We start from the raw sequence: 19,539 nt of genomic DNA on the forward strand, positions 1-19,539 counted from the left end.
AGCGGTTCAAGACTCGGTTCATGCCGTGCTCCCCAGGTAGGCCTCGCGCACGCGCGGGTTGGCGCGCACGCTGGCGGGCGAGCCGTCGGCGATCACGCGGCCCAGTTCGAACACGGTGATGACGTTCGAAATGCCGAAAACCACGTCCATGTCGTGTTCGACCAGCAGTACCGAGACGTTGCGCCGTGTTGTCAGGGCCTGCAGGTGCTTGGCCAGATCGTGCGACTCTTGTACCGACAGGCCGGCCATCGGTTCGTCCAGCAGCAGAACAGCGGGCCTGCCCACGAGCGCGAGGGCTAGGTCCAGGCGGCGTTGTTCACCATAGCCAAGGTCGTTCGCCAGCACGTCGCCTAGGGGTTCGAGCGCGAGTTCGCGCAGCACGTCCCGGGTGTCGGCCTCGGCATTGGCCGGGTCCATCATGTGCGAGGCAAGTTCCACCTGCCGGCGCACCGTCATGCCGCCGAAGATGCTGGTACGCTGAAAGCTGCGGGAGAGTCCGCGCTGGCGTCGAGCCCGCACGTCGAGCGCGCTCACATTCTGGCCCAGCAGGTGGACCTGGCCGCGCGTGAGGCGCCGCCGCCCGGTGATGGCATCGATGACAGTGGACTTGCCGGCACCGTTCGGGCCGATCAATCCACGAATTTTTCCGCGCTCCAGGCGCAGATCGACGCCGTCTACCGCCTTGACCCCACCATAGTGGATGGCGACGTCGGTCGCCTGTAACACGACGTCGCTCATGCCTTGCCTCCTTTGAGATGACCGGGCCGCGCTATCGAGCGGCCCAACCGCGCCAGCGCGCCGGCGATGCCTTCGGGGGCGAACACCGTCACGACGATGAGCGCGATGCCGAAGATCGCCATCCAATGGTTGGCAAAGTCGCCCAGCAAGTCCTTGACGAGAAAGTAGACGATGGCTCCTAGTGCTGGCCCCCAGAGCAGGCGTGTGCCGCCCACCACCACCATCATCAGCGCCACGCCCGAGACGCTCCAGTGCAGGCTCTCGGGCGAGACGAAACCGGTGTTGATGGCCGATAGCACGCCGGCCACCGATGTGATCCCGGCCGACAGCGCGAAGATCGCCGCGCGCGGCAGCAGCGTGCGGATGCCGATGAAGCGCGCGCGCTCCTCATTGTCGCGCGCGGCTTCGGTGATGGCGCCAAACCTTGTGCGAAGCAACAGCGTGAGAATGATAAGCAACACGATCAGGCTGCCCCAACACACCAGAAACATCGCGCCTGGTTTCAGGATCATGGAGGTTGACACGCCGAACAAGGTGGAAGGCCAGTCGATGTTCATGCCGTCGGCGCCGCCCGTGAGGCCGCGCGAGCGCGACGCGGTGAGGAAGAACATTTGCCCGATCGCGAGCGTTAGCATGCCGAAGGCGATGCCCGGCACGCGCACGATGATCAGACCGAGCATGAAGGCGAACAGACTGACGCCACCCACCGCCAGAACGATGGCGAGTTCGGCAGGCAGGCCCCGCACCTGCAGCAACAGGCCGATCGCATAACCCGTGGTGCCGAAGAAGGCGGCGTGGCCGAAGCTCGCCATGCCGTTCTGACGCAACAGAAGCCCCAGGCCCAGCGCGAACACGGCATAGATGGCGGCCTGGGTGAACAGCGACAGCACGGTGTTGGAGCCGACCGCAGTGGCCAAGACACCCCCGAGCGCGAACGCCGCAGCAGCGAGAAGAAGGATGCGCAACAAGCTCATGCGATATCCCCTGCTCAGGTGCGGCTGCCAGCGAGGCCGGAAGGCCTCCACAGCAACACGGCGATCATCAGGGCGAACGGAAGCACTGCGGACGCCGCCGGGAGATATACCGCGCCTAGCGACTGCACCAGACCCAGCACGATGGCCGCAACGAAGGCGCCAGCGAGACTGCCTAAGCCGCCGATCACCACCACTACGAAGGAATCGATCAGCACGTCGCTGCTCATGGACGGTGAGAGCGCCAGGAAGGGCGCGGCCACCACACCGGCCAAGCCCGCCAGCGCAGTACCCAAGCCCACCACGCCGGCCGACAGAGCGTCGGTGTTGACGCCCTGCATAGCAGTGGTGGTCGGGTCGGTGCTGGAGGCCCGCACGAACAGGCCCGCGCTCGAGTAGCGCAGCCACAGGCTCAGGCCGATAGCCACCAAGGTGCCCACACCGATCACGGCCACGCGGTAGGCCGGCACGGACATGCCCAGCAGTTCGATTGAGGTGCTCAGCAGGCCGGGCGCGGGCATGGAGAGATTGCCGCGTCCCCACACCGTTTGCACGAAGTCCTCGACCACGAGCAGGAGCCCGAAGGTCACCAGCACGACAGTGAGCGGATCGCGGTCCTGCAGAAGGCGAAAACCAAAGCGGTCTAGCAGGACGCCCAGCGCCGCCATTACGGCCGGCGCCGCGACCAGGGCCACCCAGAAGTTGCTGTGCACGGCGATCGAGTAGCCCAGATACGCACCGAGCATGTAGAGCGAACCGTGGGCGAAATTTACCACACGGCGTAAGCCATAGATGAGCGCTAGGCCAGAGCACATGACGATCAGCAGCGCGCCATAGACCAGTCCGTTGAAAATGTGGATGAGCATCGGTGTCCTTGTCAGAGTTGCCGGACGCAGGGCAGATCGGTGCGACGGATGAGTTGTGTCTCTTGGGAGATGATGAGGTGCTCGGAGGCCGAGAGGTAGGCCGGGAAGTCCGGATGCGCATCGCGCCCCCTAGAGCGGCGCTCGTAGTCGGTCATGTCGTCGTAGCCCCAGAGGTGAACGAACTGATTCTGCCGGCCGACGAAGCTGGTGTAGAAACCCAGAGGCGTGCCTAGGGTCTTGAGCAGCACCGGCATGGCCAGGCGGTCGAAGACCTCCAGGAACTCCGGCATCTTGCGAAGCGTGATGGTGTAGATGCGGTGATCGACCAGCGCTTTAGACGGCGACAGCATGGGCCTCCTCCTGTTGAACGGCTGTCTCCAGGCCAGGTTCGAGGCCGGCCATGAAACGCCCGGTGAGGTAGCCGAAGGTCATGATCGGCCCCAGAGTGATGCCCGCGCCGGGGTAGTTGCCGCCCATTACGCTGGCGCGGTCGTTGCCTACGGTGAACAGGCCGGTGATCGGCTCACCCTGTGGGCCGATCACGCGGCCGGCCACATCGGTGGTGATGCCATCGAAGCTGCCTAGGTCGCCCACCAGCAGCTTGAGCGCGTAGTACGGGCCATCACCGATCGGTGCCACGCAGGGGTTGGGCTTGTGTTCTGGGTCGGCCAGGTAGCGGTTGAACGAGTTGCGACCACGGCCGAACTCGGGGTCTTCGCCGCGCACCGCCCCTTTGTTGTAGGTGCGCACCGCCTGCTCCAGGCCGGCAGGATCGATGCCGGCGCTCTTCGCCAGATCGTCCAGCGTGCGGCCCTTGTTCAGGTACCCATTGCGTACAAAGCCGCCCAGGGGCATGGGTGCGGGCTTGGCATAGCCCAGGCCGTACTTGCTGATGGTGGCCTGATCGCAGATCAGCCACATCGCAGTCTCGCGGTCGTTCTTGCAAGCCTCGATCATGGCCGCGCCGACGTCGTGGTACGAGTTCGATTCGTTGGTGAAGCGCCGCCCGTTCCTCAGCACTCCGATGATTCCGGGCTTATAGCGGTCTAGCAGGTGCGGGAAGGCGCCAAAGCTGCCGTCCTTGCGGGGCACCTTGGACGTGGGCATCCACGCTGCGGCCGAGGCGAAGCGGATCGGCACCGAGCCACCCACCTGTTCGGCCATGCGCGCACCGTCGCCGGTGTTATCGGTGGGCACGGGCGAGAAGTGCTCGCCGCCGCGCCGCACGTGCGGGTAGGCACTTTGCAGGCGCTTGAGGTCGTGCGCGAATCCACCGGTGGCCAGCACCACGCCCTTGCGCACGCGGATGACGCGTTCGCCGTCCGGGCCGCTGACGCGCGCGCCAACCACGCGGCCGTTCTCCACCAGCAGCTCTTGCGCCGGCGTGGCGGTGTGAATGGGAATCCTTAGATCCAGCGCCGACTTGGCCAACCGCGCCGCCAGCGCGTTACCACTGGTGACCTGCACGCCGCGGTGGTAGAGCACCAGTTCCTGGACGTGGTTGACCAAGCGCTTGCACACATACATGGCCGACTTCAACGACTTGGTCGCGTTGAAGAAGTGTTTGAGGTCGGCGTTGGACGAGTTGAACATCATGCCGATGAAGGTGATGGTCTTCAGCGGCGGGCGCAAGCGCGCCATGTCTTCACCCAGGCCGCGAATATCAAACGGTGCGGCCAGAATCGAACGACCAATATCCACGCCACCGTCGACATCGGGGTGGTAGTCGGGGTAGAGCGTGGGGATGAACTTGACCTCGGTCTCGCGCTCGAAGAAGTCCACCATCTCCGGGCCTCGGTCCACGAAAGCCTCGACCGCCGGACCATCGAAGTAGGCGCCCGTTTCGGCGCGCATGTAGCGCATCACCGCTTCGCGACTGTCCTGAATACCGGCTTTGCGCGCGTGTGAGGTGCCGGGAATCCAGAGCACGCCGCCCGAGAATGCGGTGGTTCCGCCGAACACTGGCGCTTTCTCGACCACCACCACGTCCAGCCCGTGGTGCTTGGCGCTGATCGCGGTGGACAGGCCACCGGCGCCCGCGCCGATCACCAGCACGTCGCATTCGGTTATCGGGGCCTTTGGCCGTATTGCAGCAGAAATAGTCATTTGCGAAGTGCCTCGTAAAAGGGCGATGCCGTCACAGCGGCCCGCCGTCATTGAAACCCGGCCTGGGCACCAGATCCATGAGCATGGAAGACATGCCGCCATCGACCAAAATATCCGTTCCGTTGACGTACGCTGAACGCTTACTGATAAGAAAGAGTGCAACGTCGGCGATGTCACAAGGCTCGCCGATGCGCTTGCTGGCCGTGATGGCCGAACGCCGTTGCTCGATGCCGGGCTGCGCATAGAACGCTGCCGACAGTGCGGTACGGATCATCCCGGGGCAGATGGTATTGCTGCGGATGCCCAAGGGACCCCACTCCACCGACATCTGCCGGGACAGTAGGCGCACACCGGCTTTGCTCGCGCTGTACGCGCCGCTGTTCGTCTGGGGGAAATGGCCCGCGATGGAGGCCACGTGCACCATGGCACCGCCGCCCTGCTCACGCATGTCGCGCGAAAACGCGCGCGCGCACAAGAGATAACCCGTTAGGTTGACGGCCATCACGGCATTCCACTCCTCCAGCGAGATGTCATCCAAGCTGTTCGAGCGCAGCATACCTGCGTTGTTCACAAGGCCTGTGCACGGCCCCAGCCGCGCGCGTACTTCATCGGCGGCAGCGGCGACCTCGTCTTCGCGTGAAGTGTCGCAACCGATGGCAATCACCTCCGAACCCGTCAGGGACAGTTCTTCCCCTACGCGCTGGCAGTTGCCCTCGTCTCGGTCTAGCAATGCCAAACGCGCACCAGCCTGCGCCAGCGCGCGCGCCACGGCCGCGCCAATGCCGCTTGCGGCTCCGGTGACCACGCAGACGCGATCCGACAAGTCCAACCAGTCGCGCAAATCAGCCACGCTGCGTCCCTGCTTCGATGCTCAAAAAGCTGGTGAAAAACCGGCTGTGAGATGGGGCAATGACGAGATGAAAATCGAACATTGCGCGAACGCTATCGCTAGGTTTATACATAGAAATGTCTCCTGACTTTTATAACCGGAAGTGTGCATTGAGGGGAAGGATGAAACCTTGACGATTTCTGCAAAAACCAGGACAATTTCGGCATCAAAAGCCAGTGTTTTCCCTATGTCACGAAACATTCCCGACTATGCGCTCTACGGTGATCAAGCCCAGCCCAGCTGGATCGATTCTTTCCATTTCGAACGAATTCCTGACCGCTCACGGCCCTACAACTGGGAAATCCAGCCCCATGTGCACAACGCTTTCATTCAGTTGTTGCTGATCCAACGAGGGGGTGGAAAGGTTCTGCTGAAGGGCGCGAACTGGCCGATCAATACGCCTTGCCTGGTCAAGATTCCTGCGCAAAACGTGCATGGATTCCACTTCTCGTCCGACATTGATGGACCGGTTGTAACTGCAACGCAGAAGCCCCTGGAATCGCTCGCCGGTATCGTCGCGCCTGATTTGCTCCAGTCCATCCGGACGCCCGAGGTACTGCCGGTCACCGCGCGCGACTCAGACGCGTTGATGCCGCTGTTCACCGCGATCGAACATGAATGGCGCACCAGCGCGGTGGGAACGGTGGCGGCCGGCATGTTAATCGTCACTGCGCTGCTGGTGCAGGTCGCACGAATCAGCGATGCCCTGAAACCGGTGTCCCATCCTGCCCCAGCGCGCAAGGCAGTGCAATTGGAAAAGTTTCGGGCACTTGTTGACGAACACTTTCGCGAGCACCTGTCGGTCGATGCGTATGCTCAGGAACTAAGCGTGACCGGCGGACAGCTCACCAGAATCTGCCGCGATGTGCTGGGCATATCGGCGCTGAACGTGATCAATGCCAGATTAGTGCACGAAGCTCAGCGCGACTTGGTATACACCATCAGCAGTGTGAAGATCATCGCGATGAACCTTGGCTTCGCCGATGAGGCCTATTTTGCACGCTTCTTTCGCAAGCACACCGGTCTGAGTCCAAAAAATTTCAGGAACAAAGCCCTGGACAACATCGGAAGTCTCCGTCGTTGACTGAGGTTTCATTGCACGGTTGACTTTTCGATCCGTTTTTCTTGTTGCGTCAGGCGTATCAATATGCCCTACGAGCGCAGCGCATCCGGGTGTTTTTGACCAACAGTTTCTCTCTTGCTTTTGCCATGTGCGAATTTGCGCTTGGCTGCTGGCCGTGATGAATCTCGATTGAGCCAGCGAACGTGCTGCCGGCTAGAACCGCAGCTACGATGTGATCAACAAATTAGCTCGAGCCAAGCAGGACGGCAGCATTGACGAATTCACCGCGTCGTTCGCCTTGCAGAAGTTTGGCCGACTCGATGTGCTGGTCAACAATGCCGGCATCGGCGAGCAATCGGTCGGCACGCTCGAACAGACGGTGGCTGGCTTCGACCTGACGCTCGGCGTTCATCTGCGGGGAACGTTCCTCGCGAGCCGCGAAGCGGCACGTGTATTCATCCCGCAAGGCAGCGGCGCCATCGTCAACATCAGCTCCATCGCCGGTTGGGGTGGGCATCCTGGCCGGAATGCCTACGGCGCCGCCAAGGCCGGCATATCCGCCCTGACGGCCACCATGGCCAGCCAATGGGCTCGCGACGGCGTGCGGGTCAATGCGGTGGCTCCGGGCTAAGTGCTGACCGAGCTGGTCCGCGACCTGGCGAAACGCGGCGCGCTGGATCTTCAGCCCACGAGGGACATACGCCCATGGGCAGGCTCGGAGAAGCCGCCGAGATTGCCGAGGCCATCGCGTTCTTGGCCTCCTCGCGTGCCAGCTTCATCACGGGCGCCACCATGCCGGTGGACAGTGCCTGGCTAGCCTCCGGCGCGCCGGAAGGCAAGCTGCCACCGCTCTAACCGAAGCGGGTGAATTGAAGGTTCGCCCTGAAGCCGTTCTAGCCGCCGAACCGGATCGGCACAGTTTCCATAATCTTGCGGATGTTGCCGTCTTCACGCTTGAGGATTCGCGTCACGTCTGCCGCTTCTCCCAACGCCAGCGGCACACTGAACGCGAGGAATTTCTCCGCCATGCCCGGCTGCGACATACCCTTTTTGATGGCAGCGCGCAGACGGTTCGCGACCTCGGGCGGTGTTCCGGGAGACGACCATGCAGCGAAGTTGATGTCCTGTACATAGTTCGGCACGAACCGGCTAATCGGAACGCCGCCTGGAACAGCCGGTGATGGATCGGCCGAGGTGACGCCGATCACCTTGAGCTTGCCCTGCTTGATGAATTCCGTCATCGCAGTCGAAGGCGGGCAGAAGAACACGTTCACCTCTCCCGCGAGCACCGCCTGTAGTGCAGGTGCTTGGCCGCGATAGTTCACATTGGTGAACTTTAGCTTAGCGTCGCGTGCGAGCAGTGCCGTCGCTACTTCGAGCGTCGGCCCGGCCACGGCGACGTTGACCCCGTCCGGCTGCTTCTTCGCCCATGCGGCGAACGACGGGAAGTCGTTTGCCGGCACTTTCTCGTTCGCAATCAAGACCAGCGGAGTCATGGCGAGGTTGGCCAACGGCACCAGAGTGTTGATGGGGTCGAACCCGCTCTCTTTCAGAACCATTGGTGCCTGCACTACTGTGGTTGCCGTCGTGACAAGGAGCGTGTAGCCATCGCCGGGGGAACGCGCGACAGCCTGAATGCCGATCGCGCCCGAAGCACCGGTACGGTTCTCAACGACGACAGACTGCCCGAGTATCTCCGTGAGCGAGTTGGCAAGTGTGCGAGCGATGATGTCCCCCGTACCGCCGGGCGCAAACGTGTAGATGATCTTGATCGGGCGGCTCGGGTAGCTGCTTTGGGCCATCACTGCACCGGCAAGTCCGGTTAGTAACGTGGCTGCGATGGCGGTTCTGCGGTGCATCATGTAGTCTCCTTGGGGTTGGTGAAAGTTTGGCTCCGGCGATGGATCATCGCGGCAGGCCGAGGCCGCGCAATGCGATCAGGGTTCGCTGAATCTCGTTCGTGCCGCCTCCGATGGTGTAGAGCGGCGCGTCACGCACCGCGTACTCGAACCGCCCGTCCACCAGCGCCGAGACACAGCCACGCTCCAGCGCGGCACCGGTCCCCAGCAGGTCGAAAGCGGCCTCTGCCAGGCGCTCCATGAGTTCGCTGCCATAGACCTTGGAGATGGCAGCTTCGTACTGCGGCACTAAGCCGCGCTGAATGATCTCCGCAGTCTGGATTGCCAACAGGCGAGCCGATTCGATCTGCGCGGTCAATTCGCCGACACGGTCGCGCACCAGCGGGTCGCCAGCGGCGGGTCGCCCATCGACCGTCGCGGCGCGCAAGTGATCAAGCATCTGGTCGAAGTAGCCGCGCGCGCGGGCAGCGATACCGGCCAGTGAGGCGCGTTCATAGGCGAGAGCGTCAGTAATGATCTTCCAGCCGCCGTTTTCAAGGCCGACCAGCGCATCGGCCGGCAGCTGTACATCGTCGAGAAAAACAGTGTTGGCGCGGTGACCGTTGAGCCCCATCATCGGATGCATCGTCAGCCCGGGCGCGTCCAGGGGAACGATGAAGACGCTGATACCGCCGTGTCGGGCGTTGTCGGGGTCGGTACGTGCCGCAAGCCACAGGTGGGTCGAGAAGCCTGCAGTGGACGTGAAAGTCTTTTGCCCGCGGACTCGCCAGCCGCCATCGGGCGTCCGCGTAGCGGCGGTCCGCAGGCCGGCCAGATCGGAGCCATGGTCCGGCTCGCTATAGCCGAGCGCAAACGAGATATCCCCGCGAGCGATGCCGGGCAGGTAGTACGCCTTCTGGTCAGGCGAGCCATGGGTGATAAGCGCAGGCCCGATCATGTTAGCCGCCGTGTTATGGAACGTCACCGGCGCCTCGGCGTAGGCCATTTCTTCCTCGAACACCATCTGCTCAAGTGCGCCGCGCTGTTGCCCGCCGTATTCGCGCGGCCAGCTCACACCCAGCCAGCCCTGTCGACCCAATTGGCGGCTGAAGTCCTGACGGGCCTTCTGGTGATTCACCGGAAGATGTGCCGACGCCTGCGGATAGCAGTGGTCCCAATTGGTTTCTAGCCAGCCCCGCACTTCCTTGCGAAAGTCGTCGACAGCGGCACCGAGCACCGGATCAGGCATACGCGTCCCTACGGGCGCCTCAAGCAGCTGTGCGCCGAGTATGCGGCGAGCGGCATGCACACCACCGAGCCGGGTCACATCGCTATGAACACGCCTGAATAGCTGCGGCATAGCGTGTTCTTCCCAGAACCCGATTCCGCCGAAGCCGTGCAGGAGTTCAAGCGCCACATGCCGCAGAACGCCGCCCGCATTCGAGGCCGCGACAGCTGCAGCGTATGGCCTACGGGAGGCCTCGGCCTCCCCGGTTGCTTGCAGGCTGAGGCGGCATATCTCGATGCCCATTAGGCAGTTTGTGAGCTTGTGCTGGATCGCTTGGTACTGGCCGATGAACTGCCCGAATTGCTTACGCTCCTTGGCGTAGCCGGTCAAGAGCTCAAGGCCGAACGCTGCTGCGCCCAAGGCACGGGCCGCCAGAAGCACACGCGCCACAGGAATCAGAGTTGCGAGGTCGCAGCCGATCTGCACTAATTCGAACTGCGTGACGCCGTCTAGCGTGACTTCAGAAAGGGCCGGTCGGCTGAGGCCGGGCGAAGCCAGAACGCTGACGCCCGGTGCATTAATCGCGACGATAGCAATCTCGCGCGCGCCGCCGGTCGGGACCAGCAGGTGGGTACAGGTTTGCGCGTTTTCGACAAACGCGGCCCGGCCGTTCAACCGCAAGGGCTGCGCGTCGGGGCGCTCAAGGCTCACCGTCAATGCACCGGCCTCGCCGCTGTCCGCGTCCCATGTCCATGTGGGACGCATCTGTCCCTTTCCTAATGCATCGCGCACCGCAGTCGCGTTCGCAGCGGCGCAGCCCTTCAACGCTGCGTTCAGTAGAACCGAATCAAGGAGTGGCAAGGGGCACGATGCTCGTCCGAATTCCTGCAAAAGCACCAGCGCAGTCGAAAGCCCATCCAGTTCCTCTCCATCGACTTCAACTGCGGTCCACCCCTGTTCTGCAGCCAGATGCCACAAGGCGGCAAAAGCTTGTGGCGACGGCTCGTGCAGCACCTGTTGCGGTGGCCACCGATCCGTCAGCAGGGCGCGCGCCGATTCACGCACCATCCGGAGTTCCGAGGAATCGCCTGCAGCGAGGAGATCTAAGGTCATTGTTGGTGTTTCCAGCCCGGAGGCATCATTTGTTAGTCCATTGCGGCTTGCGCTTCTCGGCAAACGCACGCGGCCCTTCGCGATAGTCTTCGCCGGCGTACATGCGCTGCACGGCCGGAAATTGACGCGCCTCCAAGAAGTTCTGCTCAAAGTTTGTGTCGAGCAAGGTCTTCCGGGCAACTTCCTTGATCGCACGCAACGCGCTGGGTGAACAGGCCAGCATCTGGGCCGCCCACTTGCGGGCTTCTTCCAGCGCTCCCGATGCCGGCGCCATCGCGGTCAGAATTCCAAGCTCCATGGCCTCTCGAGCGGGGACCCGACGGCCCGTTAACAGGATTCCCATGGCGCGTGGCATTCCAATGGCGCGAGGCAGGTACTGAACGCCGCCAGCAATCGGCGCAAGGCCGACCAGTGGCTCCGATAGTGCAAAAAAAGCATTCTCCGCCGCGATGATGACGTCGCATGCCAGAGCCAGTTCGAAGCCACCCCCCATGGCGATTCCGTTGACCGCCGCAATAACAGGCTTGTCCAGGTTGAAGCGGCGCGTCAGGCCCGCAAAGCCTCCTGGCGGGAACTCACGCGCAGTGTCCTTCGCCGCATGCGCCTTGAGATCATTGCCGGTGCAGAAGGCGCGGTCGCCAGCGCCCGTAACGATCGCAACCCACTGGTCGGGATCTGCGGCAAAATCATCCCAGACACTCTGCAGTTCCAGATCTGCTTCGTAGTGCAGGGAGTTCATGACCTCGGGTCGGTTGAGCGTAATAATGGTTAGATGGCCGTCCCGTGCCACCGAACAGTATTGGTAAGTCGGCATATGTGTGTAGATCCTGTCGCTTTGATTGGGTTGCTAATGCGCTGAAGTTCCCGGTCGATCAGCGTAAGTGACCAGAGCGTCGAGGGCCTCGACGCGGCTGCCATCGACGAGGAGCGGATTGACTTCGAGCGTGTCCAATGTCGCGCCAAGTGCGAGCGCGGCGTCGCCGATGCGCGCGACTGTTTGCGCAATGCGGTCGAGGTCGGCCGCAGGTGCGCCTCGAAATCCTTGCAGCAACCGCGTGCCACGCAGTTCGCCCAGCATGTCATGTACGTCGACTGACGTGATCGGCAGAAGACGCAGGCTGACATCCTTCAGAGCTTCGATCCACACGCCGCCCAAGCCGAGCGCAAGCACGTGGCCCCACTCCGGGTCCCGGCGCACGCCGACGAACAGCTCCACGCCCTGGCGGCGCATCGGCACCACGAGCACGCCATCGATGCGCGCAGCGGGCGCCGCCGCAGCGACGGAAGTCGTGATCGCTCGATAAGCCTCAGCCACTGCGTCTGGGCCTGATAGGTTGAGCTTGACGCCACCAACCTCGGTTTTGTGGGCGATGTCCGGCGATGCGATCTTGAGCACCACCGGCCCTCCCGATGCCTGCGCGGCCGCGATGGCCGCGTCGGCGCTGGTGGCGAGCACCGCGGGCACCACGGGCACCTCGAAGCCGGCGAGATACCGCAGCGACTCCCATTCCGAGTGCGGGTGTTCGGCCGTTGCGGTTGCGACTGCGTTGCCCTGCGGAAAGGCCACAGCGCGGGACCGGGCGTATTGGGCCGACCAGGATAGCGCATGCCGAACCGCCTTCATCCCCAGGTCGGCACCAGCGGCCAGGTAGGGCACGGCTGCTTCCGCCGCAAGCGCTCGTGCCTGATCGGAAACGTATTTCATCGTGTGGCTGATCACGACGACAGGACGTTTTGCCCCCGTGGTGGCTCGGCCGATCTCATGGACCGAAGAAACGAAGTGAGGGGTCCAGTCGTCGTTGAGACCAGTGGGGACGTCAGCAATGCACACCGTCAAGGCTACGCCGGGGTCGGCCATCACGGTGTCTAGCGCTCGTGTAAGCAGACGTGGATCATTGATAGCGCCGCCCGTCATGTCCAACGGGTTGGCCGGTGTAGCATAGGCGGGAAGCGCTTCGCGCAATGCATCAAGTGTGGCCGGCGCAAATTCCGGCAGAAAAATATCCTCCATATGCGCGTAGTCAGCGCCCAATTCGCCCATTCCACCCGACACCGAGAGGAATGCCACGCCCTTGCCATCAAGCGGGCCCAGCATCGCGAGCAAACGTGACGTGAGCACCATTTCTTCGATCGAGCGCACCCTGACCAAACCGAACTGCTTGCATACGCCGTCGAACACGCTGTCGTCGCCCACGATCGAGCCGGTGTGGGACTGGGCCGCCTGCGTTGCAAGGGGAGAACGACCGACCTTGAGCACGACTAGCGGTTTGCCCAATTGGATGGCGCGCCGCGCGAGGGCCCGGAACCGAGCGACATCACGAATGCTCTCTATGAACAGGGCGATAACCCGGTTGTCGGCATCGTCCAGAAGGTGGTCTGCGACGGCGGACAGATCCAGCATTGACTCGTTGCCCGTGGAGATCACGCAGTGAAGCCCAATGCCCTGCTGGTGCGCAAAATGTTTTGCGAAGGTGGCTATTGCACCGCTCTGGGACACGATGCTGATCGGGCCGGTGAGCGCTGGCGCCCGCATAGAGCCTGTCCAGCAGGCGGCACGCCGCGTGAAGTTGATGAAGCCCAGGCAATTGGGGCCGAGCAAGGTGATGCCGAGCTGGTGCGCCGTGCGCACCATTTCTTCCTGCAGTTGGCGGCCCGCGTCGCCCGTTTCAGCAAAACCGCCAGCCAGCACGACAGCGTAGCGCGCGCCGCAGCGGGCAACGTCGCGCAGCACCTCGTCCATGGCTGCGATCGGGACCATAACCAGCGCGACGTCGACGACTTCGCCGATCTCGGCGCAGCTACTGTGGGTCTGTTGTCCGTGTGCCATGCCGCCGCTGCGGCTCACCAGATGCAAAGCTCCCGAGTAGCCCAAATCCTGCAGGTTTTTCCAGGCGGAACGCGAAAACGCAGATCGGTCGCTTGCGCCAACGAGGACGATGGCACGGGGATCGAGCAGACGGGCGAGGTTGGAGGATTCGAGGGACATATTTAGCTATAGAGAAGAGAGGTATTCGGGGCTCAGGAGGCTGGCCAGAGGCGAGACACGGCTGAAGTCTGGTGTAAAGATGTTGCGGCCGTCGTGCTGTTTGACGAAGCCGGGCAGTCGGAGGCAGTCGATGGCTTCAAGCGCCGCCATCGTTTTCGGGTCTGACGGTGTATTGGCGACGAACCGTTCGCCGGTGGCGTCGAGACGGCCGAAGATGAGGCCGGTCTCGGGCCCCTGTTTGCCATGCAGGACTGAGTAGGTTTCGACCGTGGCCGGGCCAATGGGCGATGCAGCCAGCACCAAGGCTTGTGCCCGGTCGATTTCTGCCTGGATAGCCGCGTCGTCAATTCGGAACGGCGTAGCCGGCCGCACAGTCGAATAAACCCCCATCGACTGTTTCGTGACGAGGCCGCCATTAGCCCCGACAAGGCCCCAGCTGCCTGGCCGCTTGCGCACGCAGTCGACCATTTGCGCAATTGCATGGGTGACATAGTTGTTGCCGGGACCGCCGAAGAAGGGCAGGCCGCCGGTGACCGTGAGGCCGCGTGCATCCCCGGCCGCGATACCGAGTTCCCGGCAGGCCATCTGCACCGCAGACGGAAAGCAGCTGTACAGGTCCAGGAACGCCATCTCGTCGAGCCGCTTGCCAGACTGCGCGAGGGCATGGCTGGCGGTCAAGCGCATTGCGGGGGATGTATGGAGATGACTGCGTTCGCTGACAAACCAACTGTCATGGGCGTGCGCCGTGCCGTGCAAGTAAACCCGCTTGGCTGTGGGAATGCTGAGCTCGTCCGCGCGCGCCTCGGACACCACCAGTACCGCTGCCGCTTGGTCGATGTAGGCGCTTGCCACCATGCGCTTGGTGTAGGGGAAACCTACGTAAGGGTTTTCTGCCGAGACCGTCGCGAGATCAGCTGCCGAGCAGCCGTCCCGTCGCGTCGCGAGCGGATTGTCCTTCGCGACTGCGGCAAAGCGCGCAAACAATTCGGCGCTTTTCGCGCGGTACTGATCCATACTCTGGCCGTCGACAGCGCGCAAGGCTTGGCCGATCAACGCATACATCGCGATCGCCGACCGCATGCCGTGCGCCTCCTCGGCCGCCGTGTACATTGAAGGCGCGGCCTCGAGCGTGTCTGGAACTTTCGGCGCGTCTTCGTCCCATTGCAGCTTCAGGCCCGCGCGGCGAGCCGCTAGTTCGGTGCGCAGCGCCTCACCCCCCGCAACTAGCGCCGCCTGCGACTGACCCTGGGCAATGCGCTCGCACGCCCTGGCAAGCATAACCTGGGGTGAGTCGCCGCCGGCCGGCGGATAGACTAGATCGCCGGGCTGCGCGCCCAGCCGCAGGGCGAGGGACCAAGGAGGATTGGCAGGGCTGCCGAACGGCGACTTGAAGCGCGGAACGCTGTCCCCGAACAGCCGGATCACGGTGATTGAGTCCAGATTGCGGTACAGCTGTTCACCGGCGCCGCTGTCGTGAGCGGCAAGCAACGCAGCGTCACGGATCAAATCGATCGGGGAGCGGGCCTCCTCAGGAGGGGAAACCGTGTCGGTGATCTGGCCCACACCGACAATAACGGGAATGCGCGTGGAATCGTTCATTGGGTGTTTGGTTCCTGGTAAAGCGATACGAGCTGCTCGCTGATCTCCGCATACTCGACGAGAAAGTCCTGCATGACCTGCTTCACAGACGTCTCCTCGTGCATCGTCCCCACTACCTGGCCGGCGGGGAAGGAACAATAGTCGGCCCGCCCCGCCCGGTCGATGCGTGCCTTTGCCGTGTAATACAGGCTATTTTGGAGTGGAGGCTTCAGGTGCTGGGGCGCGCCAGCCTGCTCCCAGGCTTCGGAGGCCTTGCTGCGCAGCATGCGGACGGTTTTTCCGGTCATCCATTTGCGCTGCACTGCATCCTCCGACCGCGCCTCAAAGAGCACCCGTTTTTCCATTGGTGTCAATTCGCTCTCGCGGGTGCCAAGCCAGATCGTCCCGCACCATACGCCTTGTGCGCCCAGCGCGAACGCCGCCGCGATGTGGCGGCCCCGGCTGATCCCACCCGCCGCCAGCACGGCCATCCCCGGTGTGCAGACGTCGACAATGCTGGGCACGAGAACCATAGTGGAAATGACCCCTGTGTGACCGCCGGCCTCTGTTCCCTGCGCAATGATGATGTCAACACCGGCATCGCGTTGCGACACGGCATGCTCAGGCTTCCCGCACAGTGCGCCCATCAGCATATCCCTGGCGTGAAGCCGCTCAACCAGAGACTTCGGCGGCGTGCCCAGTGCACTTACGATCAACTTCACCTTGGGATGCCTGAGGGCGACTTCTATCTGCTCTTGGGCACCTTCTGGCGTGGTGGTGCGCTGGCGTGCGGCAAATCTGTCCTCGACCTCCTGTGCCATGTCGGCGGGGAGTTCGGCAATGCCGGCCCCGGAAAGCATCTCCTCAACAAAGCGCCTTTGCGCCTGCGGGACAAGCGATGCCACTAAAACCTGGTTTCCGCTGACCTGCTTGTCGTAGTTCTCGGGGATCAGGACGTCCACGCCGTAACTACGATCGCCGATCCGGTCATCGATCCAGCACAGCTCCTGTTCAAGTTGCTCGGGAGAAAAAGTGACGGCGCCCAGTACCCCGAAGCCACCTGAACGGGTCACCTCGACCACTACGTCGCGGCAATGGGAGAAGGCAAAAATAGGAACTTCGCAGCCGAGTTTGTCGCAGATGGGGGTATGCATTTCGTATCTAAAAAAAGTAAACCACGGCGCGCCGACGCATCGGCCGAATGGCTGCAGTGCTCCAGCGGGGGTGCGCGACCGTGTGCACAGATCGCTCGGTCCAGGCCGCCAAAACAATACATCAAGCCACTACTTTAGTTGATATAACAACCTATGCTGGCAGGGTTTTCCATAGGTTGACTTATAAACATAAACGGCAGATGAGGTGAGAGAGTGCGCGCCCCCCGGCCTGCGGGCGATTTTGTTGCTGCCCGATGAGCGGGCACATCGCTGACGCAGCCAGATTAAGACACTTGCCCATGAACTGAACGTCCCCTACAGCGTCTTAGCACTCGATGACGGCAACCTTGCCGAATCTCTGGCTGGTGTGTCTGTCTTGCTGAACTGCGCGGGACCATTTGCCAGAACTACCGAGCCGCTGATGCGCGCCTGCCTTCAGGCTGGCGTCCACTACCTCGACATCACGGCGGAAATCAACGTTCACCGGCTGGCCGAAGGGCTCGGCGTCGAAGCAACTCGCGCTGGTGTGATGCTGCTGCCTGGTGTGGGGTGGGATGTGGCGTCGACGGACTGCTTGGCACTCCAGCTTTCCCGTCGCGTGACAAACCCCGTCTCAATGAGGATTGCTCTTCAGGTCGCCGGCTCCATGTCGCGTGGATCAGCCGTCAGTGCGGGCGAGATCGCGGGCGCTGGCTTGATGGTCCGTGTGAACGATGCACTAAAGCCCGCACCCGATGCATCGATGTTCAACTTCGACGATGGCGATGGCGATGGCGATGGCGATGTATCCTGCTTCCCCTTGCCCTTCGGTGACCTCGTCACGACATGGCATTCGACACGCATCCCCAATATCGCCATGTTCGTGAATGTCACTGGCGATGCCTTTCCTGCAGGAGAGTTGTCAGCGCTTCCTGATGGACTAATCAAAGAGAACGCGACGGGCAGCGGGCCTGTGCAGTGGTGGAGATCACAGGATCGGACGGCAAGGTCCTACGGGCGCGAGTGGAAACCGTGAACGGCTACTCATACACGCCGCTGGCGGCGGCGGCGGAAGCGGCGCACAGGGTGCTGAACGGAGAGCACCTGCCAGGTTTCCGAACTCCTGCTCAGGAGTTCGGCGGCAACTTCGCGGAAGGTGTTGCCGGGACTAGAGTCACAATGCCCGCGCTGTCACCATCATGGACGCCAGGATACCTCTCCCTACTAAGAGGATGCCTGGAGTTCATGAGAGTCTCTCAGAGACTTGGAAGTGAAAAGACTATGAATAGAGCTAGGCCAAACAGCCTAGCTCCTATGCCGTTTAGAACGATCCCAAAGAGCAATTGGTTTGGCAGGTATTACTTCAATTGAAGGTTGGACAGGAACAAAATAAGCTCCCAAGAGCTTTTCTGTTTATCCCTCCACCCGGAAACTCTCCCGCTTTACGCCCAAGCAGCTCAGCACTCCGAGTGCTTACCGATATGGCGGGCTTAATAGCACCCTTCCGTATTTACTTGACGATAACCAGTACGCGTTGGACCGAATCCAGCGAATGACATTGCAGACCGCTCTTGCGAGCAAGGGGCCGCAGTGATGCAGATGCATTGAGAAAGTCTTTAACCTCATACGCACCAGCGTCAAGGTTAGCAACGCCGACGTTCGGCGGGAATCGAATTTCCCATCCTTCTCCTGGCACGGGCCATTGCCGCAAAACAAAACATCCATCCGAGTTTTTGTACATGATCCAGTCGGATCCATCCTTCAGGGGATAGACCATGATCGGTGCGCCAATGCCCTGCGCCAATGCCAGTTTCTTGACTGCAGGCGATGCGGAACGACGCTCTCTTTGCGGGTCAACCCGAGACTCAGCACCACGCCACTGGAGACGGGCGTACCGGGTAATGAAGTAGTTCGCAGATTGACGATCCGTCAGCACTTCCGGCGTGGGGGTCTGGCATGAATACAAAAGGTGGTCAGCACCATCCCCTACGTCCAAATAGCGCCGCTGCTCCTCTACACACGCATACACGGCAATTTGGCGACCGTCCGAGAGTTCAGCCAATCCAACGGTTGCGCCCTGACTGCTAGGCCGTACTGCGCTCACGATGACCTCTGCCAGCCCCTGCACAGCGATGCCCGCGCCAGCTGCCTGCAGATGCTCGATCAGTAAGCGGGAAAAAAGATTGAGTGCCCCAACCAGGCATTCAGGGTGTTCCTGGCCAGACTCGTGCGCAAAATGCCACTCGTTGATCCGCCCCTTCTTGGCAACGAGTGGACTACGGCACGCAGGGCAGAAACAACCGCAGTCACCGCCTTTGGCCACTTCACCAACGAATTTAATGATGTCGTTCCCGTCAAGGGCGATAGTCAACTGGGCCATTTATCCTCCTTCGTCTCGCTGCTCAGGGTTCCCTTCTTGGCCGATCATAAAGGCCTGAACAAAAAAAAGGGGTGCAGGCAAATCCAAGCAGTCCTCCACCTTTAAGGGGGAGGATCTACCTGGATTCGATCACAGCGTAGGTACTGCGCCGTCAACACTGTTGAGTTTTGCCGCCTTGTGATGCAGCTTTTCCCCTAGGTCTCGCTTTTTCCCTGATTGCATCAAACCGCCTTGCTGGTTGCCGCCAGATTCATCTGGATAGAACTCCTCCACCAGATCAGCGCCCTCCTCCTCCGATTCCTCGAATGCCCCATTGGCAAAGCCCAGTCTGGCAGCGTCCTCCAGCGCCATCTGATCAAAACCTGCTCCCTTGCGGTGCTCATCCTCAGCCCTGGCACCCGCAATGGCCTCTGCCAGCGCCATGCCAGATCGCATGGTCAGATCCACGTAGTAGATGGGTGCCCGGTGCGACTGGGTTGTGGACTTCCCCCGCAGACGCAGTTCCAGCGGCAGTGTGGACAGCAAGCCGCCCGATACCCTTGAGATTCGAATCAATGTAGGAGCGCAGCGATCTGTCGATAGCCTGCCTCACCCTTTCCTTCGCGACGCCCGCTGGATTAAGGACCGCCGCCCCGACATCACTACCCAAT

Annotated in this window: 18 protein-coding genes and 1 pseudogene; 5 read left to right on the top strand and 14 right to left on the bottom strand. The window is 62.1% G+C overall.

Annotation, left to right across the window (positions count from 1 at the left end):
* Positions 1–18: 18 nt before the first annotated feature.
* Genes PSV26_RS21115 through PSV26_RS21140 form a run of 6 tightly spaced genes read right to left on the bottom strand, consistent with a single transcriptional unit; the run spans position 19 to position 5,531 of the window.
* Positions 19–738 (bottom strand): ATP-binding cassette domain-containing protein, encoded by a 720-nt coding sequence (locus PSV26_RS21115; RefSeq protein WP_300573820.1) that lies wholly within the window; start codon positions 736–738, stop codon positions 19–21.
* A complete protein-coding gene (locus PSV26_RS21120; RefSeq protein ID WP_300573823.1) occupies positions 735–1,712 on the bottom strand; it encodes a branched-chain amino acid ABC transporter permease in 978 nt (325 codons plus the stop codon). The genes PSV26_RS21115 and PSV26_RS21120 overlap by 4 nt, the downstream gene beginning before the upstream one ends.
* Before the next feature lie 14 nt (positions 1,713–1,726).
* Positions 1,727–2,575 carry a branched-chain amino acid ABC transporter permease gene (locus PSV26_RS21125; protein WP_300573826.1) on the bottom strand — a complete coding sequence of 283 codons (849 nt, stop codon included), beginning with the start codon at positions 2,573–2,575 and terminating at the stop codon, positions 1,727–1,729.
* A gap of 11 nt (positions 2,576–2,586) precedes the next feature.
* Positions 2,587–2,925, bottom strand: a complete 339-nt coding sequence (locus PSV26_RS21130; RefSeq protein ID WP_300573828.1) for an NIPSNAP family protein — start codon at positions 2,923–2,925, stop codon at positions 2,587–2,589.
* Positions 2,909–4,681, bottom strand: coding sequence for an FAD-dependent oxidoreductase (locus PSV26_RS21135; protein WP_300573830.1), 1,773 nt, complete (start codon positions 4,679–4,681; stop codon positions 2,909–2,911). Before PSV26_RS21135 ends, PSV26_RS21130 begins: the two co-directional genes overlap by 17 nt.
* Before the next feature lie 31 nt (positions 4,682–4,712).
* Positions 4,713–5,531 carry a glucose 1-dehydrogenase gene (locus PSV26_RS21140; RefSeq protein ID WP_300573833.1) on the bottom strand — a complete coding sequence of 273 codons (819 nt, stop codon included), beginning with the start codon at positions 5,529–5,531 and terminating at the stop codon, positions 4,713–4,715.
* 169 nt (positions 5,532–5,700) lie between these two features.
* On the opposite strand from PSV26_RS21140, the gene PSV26_RS21145 reads away from it, so the two are divergent.
* The 3 genes from PSV26_RS21145 to PSV26_RS21155 all read left to right on the top strand — a co-directional run bounded on the left by PSV26_RS21145 (position 5,701) and on the right by PSV26_RS21155 (position 7,488).
* Positions 5,701–6,654, top strand: coding sequence for a helix-turn-helix domain-containing protein (locus tag PSV26_RS21145; RefSeq protein WP_366946021.1), 954 nt, complete (start codon positions 5,701–5,703; stop codon positions 6,652–6,654).
* Positions 6,655–6,865: 211 nt separating this feature from the next.
* Positions 6,866–7,264 carry an SDR family oxidoreductase gene (locus tag PSV26_RS21150; protein ID WP_300573836.1) on the top strand — a complete coding sequence of 133 codons (399 nt, stop codon included), beginning with the start codon at positions 6,866–6,868 and terminating at the stop codon, positions 7,262–7,264.
* Between the two features lie 74 nt (positions 7,265–7,338).
* The gene (locus PSV26_RS21155; protein WP_300573839.1) at positions 7,339–7,488 is read left to right on the top strand and encodes an SDR family oxidoreductase; all 150 of its coding nucleotides are present in this window, start codon (positions 7,339–7,341) and stop codon (positions 7,486–7,488) included.
* 38 nt (positions 7,489–7,526) lie between these two features.
* Here PSV26_RS21155 and PSV26_RS21160 read toward each other — a convergent pair whose 3' ends face one another.
* From PSV26_RS21160 to PSV26_RS21185, 6 genes are read right to left on the bottom strand one after another with little or no spacing between them, the layout of a single operon-like run.
* Positions 7,527–8,495: a tripartite tricarboxylate transporter substrate binding protein gene (locus PSV26_RS21160; RefSeq protein ID WP_300573842.1), complete on the bottom strand. Its 969-nt coding sequence runs from the start codon at positions 8,493–8,495 to the stop codon at positions 7,527–7,529.
* Between the two features lie 43 nt (positions 8,496–8,538).
* On the bottom strand, positions 8,539–10,812 hold the full coding sequence (locus PSV26_RS21165; RefSeq protein WP_300573845.1) for an acyl-CoA dehydrogenase: 2,274 nt from the start codon (positions 10,810–10,812) through the stop codon (positions 8,539–8,541).
* Between the two features lie 25 nt (positions 10,813–10,837).
* Positions 10,838–11,626, bottom strand: coding sequence for an enoyl-CoA hydratase-related protein (locus PSV26_RS21170; protein WP_300573848.1), 789 nt, complete (start codon positions 11,624–11,626; stop codon positions 10,838–10,840).
* Between the two features lie 33 nt (positions 11,627–11,659).
* Complete coding sequence (locus tag PSV26_RS21175) at positions 11,660–13,798, bottom strand: acetate--CoA ligase family protein (RefSeq protein ID WP_300573850.1); 2,139 nt, start codon at positions 13,796–13,798, stop codon at positions 11,660–11,662.
* 6 nt (positions 13,799–13,804) lie between these two features.
* Positions 13,805–15,397 (bottom strand): acetyl-CoA acetyltransferase, encoded by a 1,593-nt coding sequence (locus PSV26_RS21180; RefSeq protein ID WP_300573852.1) that lies wholly within the window; start codon positions 15,395–15,397, stop codon positions 13,805–13,807.
* Positions 15,394–16,530 (bottom strand): nitronate monooxygenase, encoded by a 1,137-nt coding sequence (locus PSV26_RS21185; protein WP_300573855.1) that lies wholly within the window; start codon positions 16,528–16,530, stop codon positions 15,394–15,396. The genes PSV26_RS21180 and PSV26_RS21185 overlap by 4 nt, the downstream gene beginning before the upstream one ends.
* Before the next feature lie 421 nt (positions 16,531–16,951).
* On the opposite strand from PSV26_RS21185, the gene PSV26_RS21190 reads away from it, so the two are divergent.
* Positions 16,952–17,545 carry a hypothetical protein gene (locus PSV26_RS21190; RefSeq protein ID WP_300573858.1) on the top strand — a complete coding sequence of 198 codons (594 nt, stop codon included), beginning with the start codon at positions 16,952–16,954 and terminating at the stop codon, positions 17,543–17,545.
* Positions 17,542–17,880: a hypothetical protein gene (locus tag PSV26_RS21195; protein ID WP_300573860.1), complete on the top strand. Its 339-nt coding sequence runs from the start codon at positions 17,542–17,544 to the stop codon at positions 17,878–17,880. Before PSV26_RS21190 ends, PSV26_RS21195 begins: the two co-directional genes overlap by 4 nt.
* Before the next feature lie 139 nt (positions 17,881–18,019).
* Here PSV26_RS21195 and PSV26_RS21200 read toward each other — a convergent pair whose 3' ends face one another.
* The gene (locus PSV26_RS21200) at positions 18,020–18,889 is read right to left on the bottom strand and encodes a competence protein CoiA family protein (protein ID WP_300573862.1); all 870 of its coding nucleotides are present in this window, start codon (positions 18,887–18,889) and stop codon (positions 18,020–18,022) included.
* Between the two features lie 129 nt (positions 18,890–19,018).
* Positions 19,019–19,432: pseudogene (locus tag PSV26_RS21205) on the bottom strand (hypothetical protein); the annotation flags it as partial.
* Positions 19,433–19,539: the final 107 nt, after the last annotated feature.

The sequence above is a fragment of the Polaromonas sp. genome, from assembly GCF_029945685.1.
Taxonomy (GTDB): domain Bacteria; phylum Pseudomonadota; class Gammaproteobacteria; order Burkholderiales; family Burkholderiaceae_C; genus Polaromonas.

Coding starts and splice junctions, on each gene's coding strand:
- PSV26_RS21170 (WP_300573848.1), bottom strand. CDS start 11,626: ATGCCGACTTACCAATACTGTTCGGTGGCACGGGACGGCCATCTAACC.
- PSV26_RS21125 (WP_300573826.1), bottom strand. CDS start 2,575: ATGCTCATCCACATTTTCAACGGACTGGTCTATGGCGCGCTGCTGATC.
- PSV26_RS21135 (WP_300573830.1), bottom strand. CDS start 4,681: ATGACTATTTCTGCTGCAATACGGCCAAAGGCCCCGATAACCGAATGC.
- PSV26_RS21200 (WP_300573862.1), bottom strand. CDS start 18,889: ATGGCCCAGTTGACTATCGCCCTTGACGGGAACGACATCATTAAATTC.
- PSV26_RS21175 (WP_300573850.1), bottom strand. CDS start 13,798: ATGTCCCTCGAATCCTCCAACCTCGCCCGTCTGCTCGATCCCCGTGCC.
- PSV26_RS21165 (WP_300573845.1), bottom strand. CDS start 10,812: ATGACCTTAGATCTCCTCGCTGCAGGCGATTCCTCGGAACTCCGGATG.
- PSV26_RS21185 (WP_300573855.1), bottom strand. CDS start 16,530: ATGCATACCCCCATCTGCGACAAACTCGGCTGCGAAGTTCCTATTTTT.
- PSV26_RS21160 (WP_300573842.1), bottom strand. CDS start 8,495: ATGATGCACCGCAGAACCGCCATCGCAGCCACGTTACTAACCGGACTT.
- PSV26_RS21190 (WP_300573858.1), top strand. CDS start 16,952: ATGCGCGCCTGCCTTCAGGCTGGCGTCCACTACCTCGACATCACGGCG.
- PSV26_RS21155 (WP_300573839.1), top strand. CDS start 7,339: ATGGGCAGGCTCGGAGAAGCCGCCGAGATTGCCGAGGCCATCGCGTTC.
- PSV26_RS21180 (WP_300573852.1), bottom strand. CDS start 15,397: ATGAACGATTCCACGCGCATTCCCGTTATTGTCGGTGTGGGCCAGATC.
- PSV26_RS21115 (WP_300573820.1), bottom strand. CDS start 738: ATGAGCGACGTCGTGTTACAGGCGACCGACGTCGCCATCCACTATGGT.
- PSV26_RS21130 (WP_300573828.1), bottom strand. CDS start 2,925: ATGCTGTCGCCGTCTAAAGCGCTGGTCGATCACCGCATCTACACCATC.
- PSV26_RS21120 (WP_300573823.1), bottom strand. CDS start 1,712: ATGAGCTTGTTGCGCATCCTTCTTCTCGCTGCTGCGGCGTTCGCGCTC.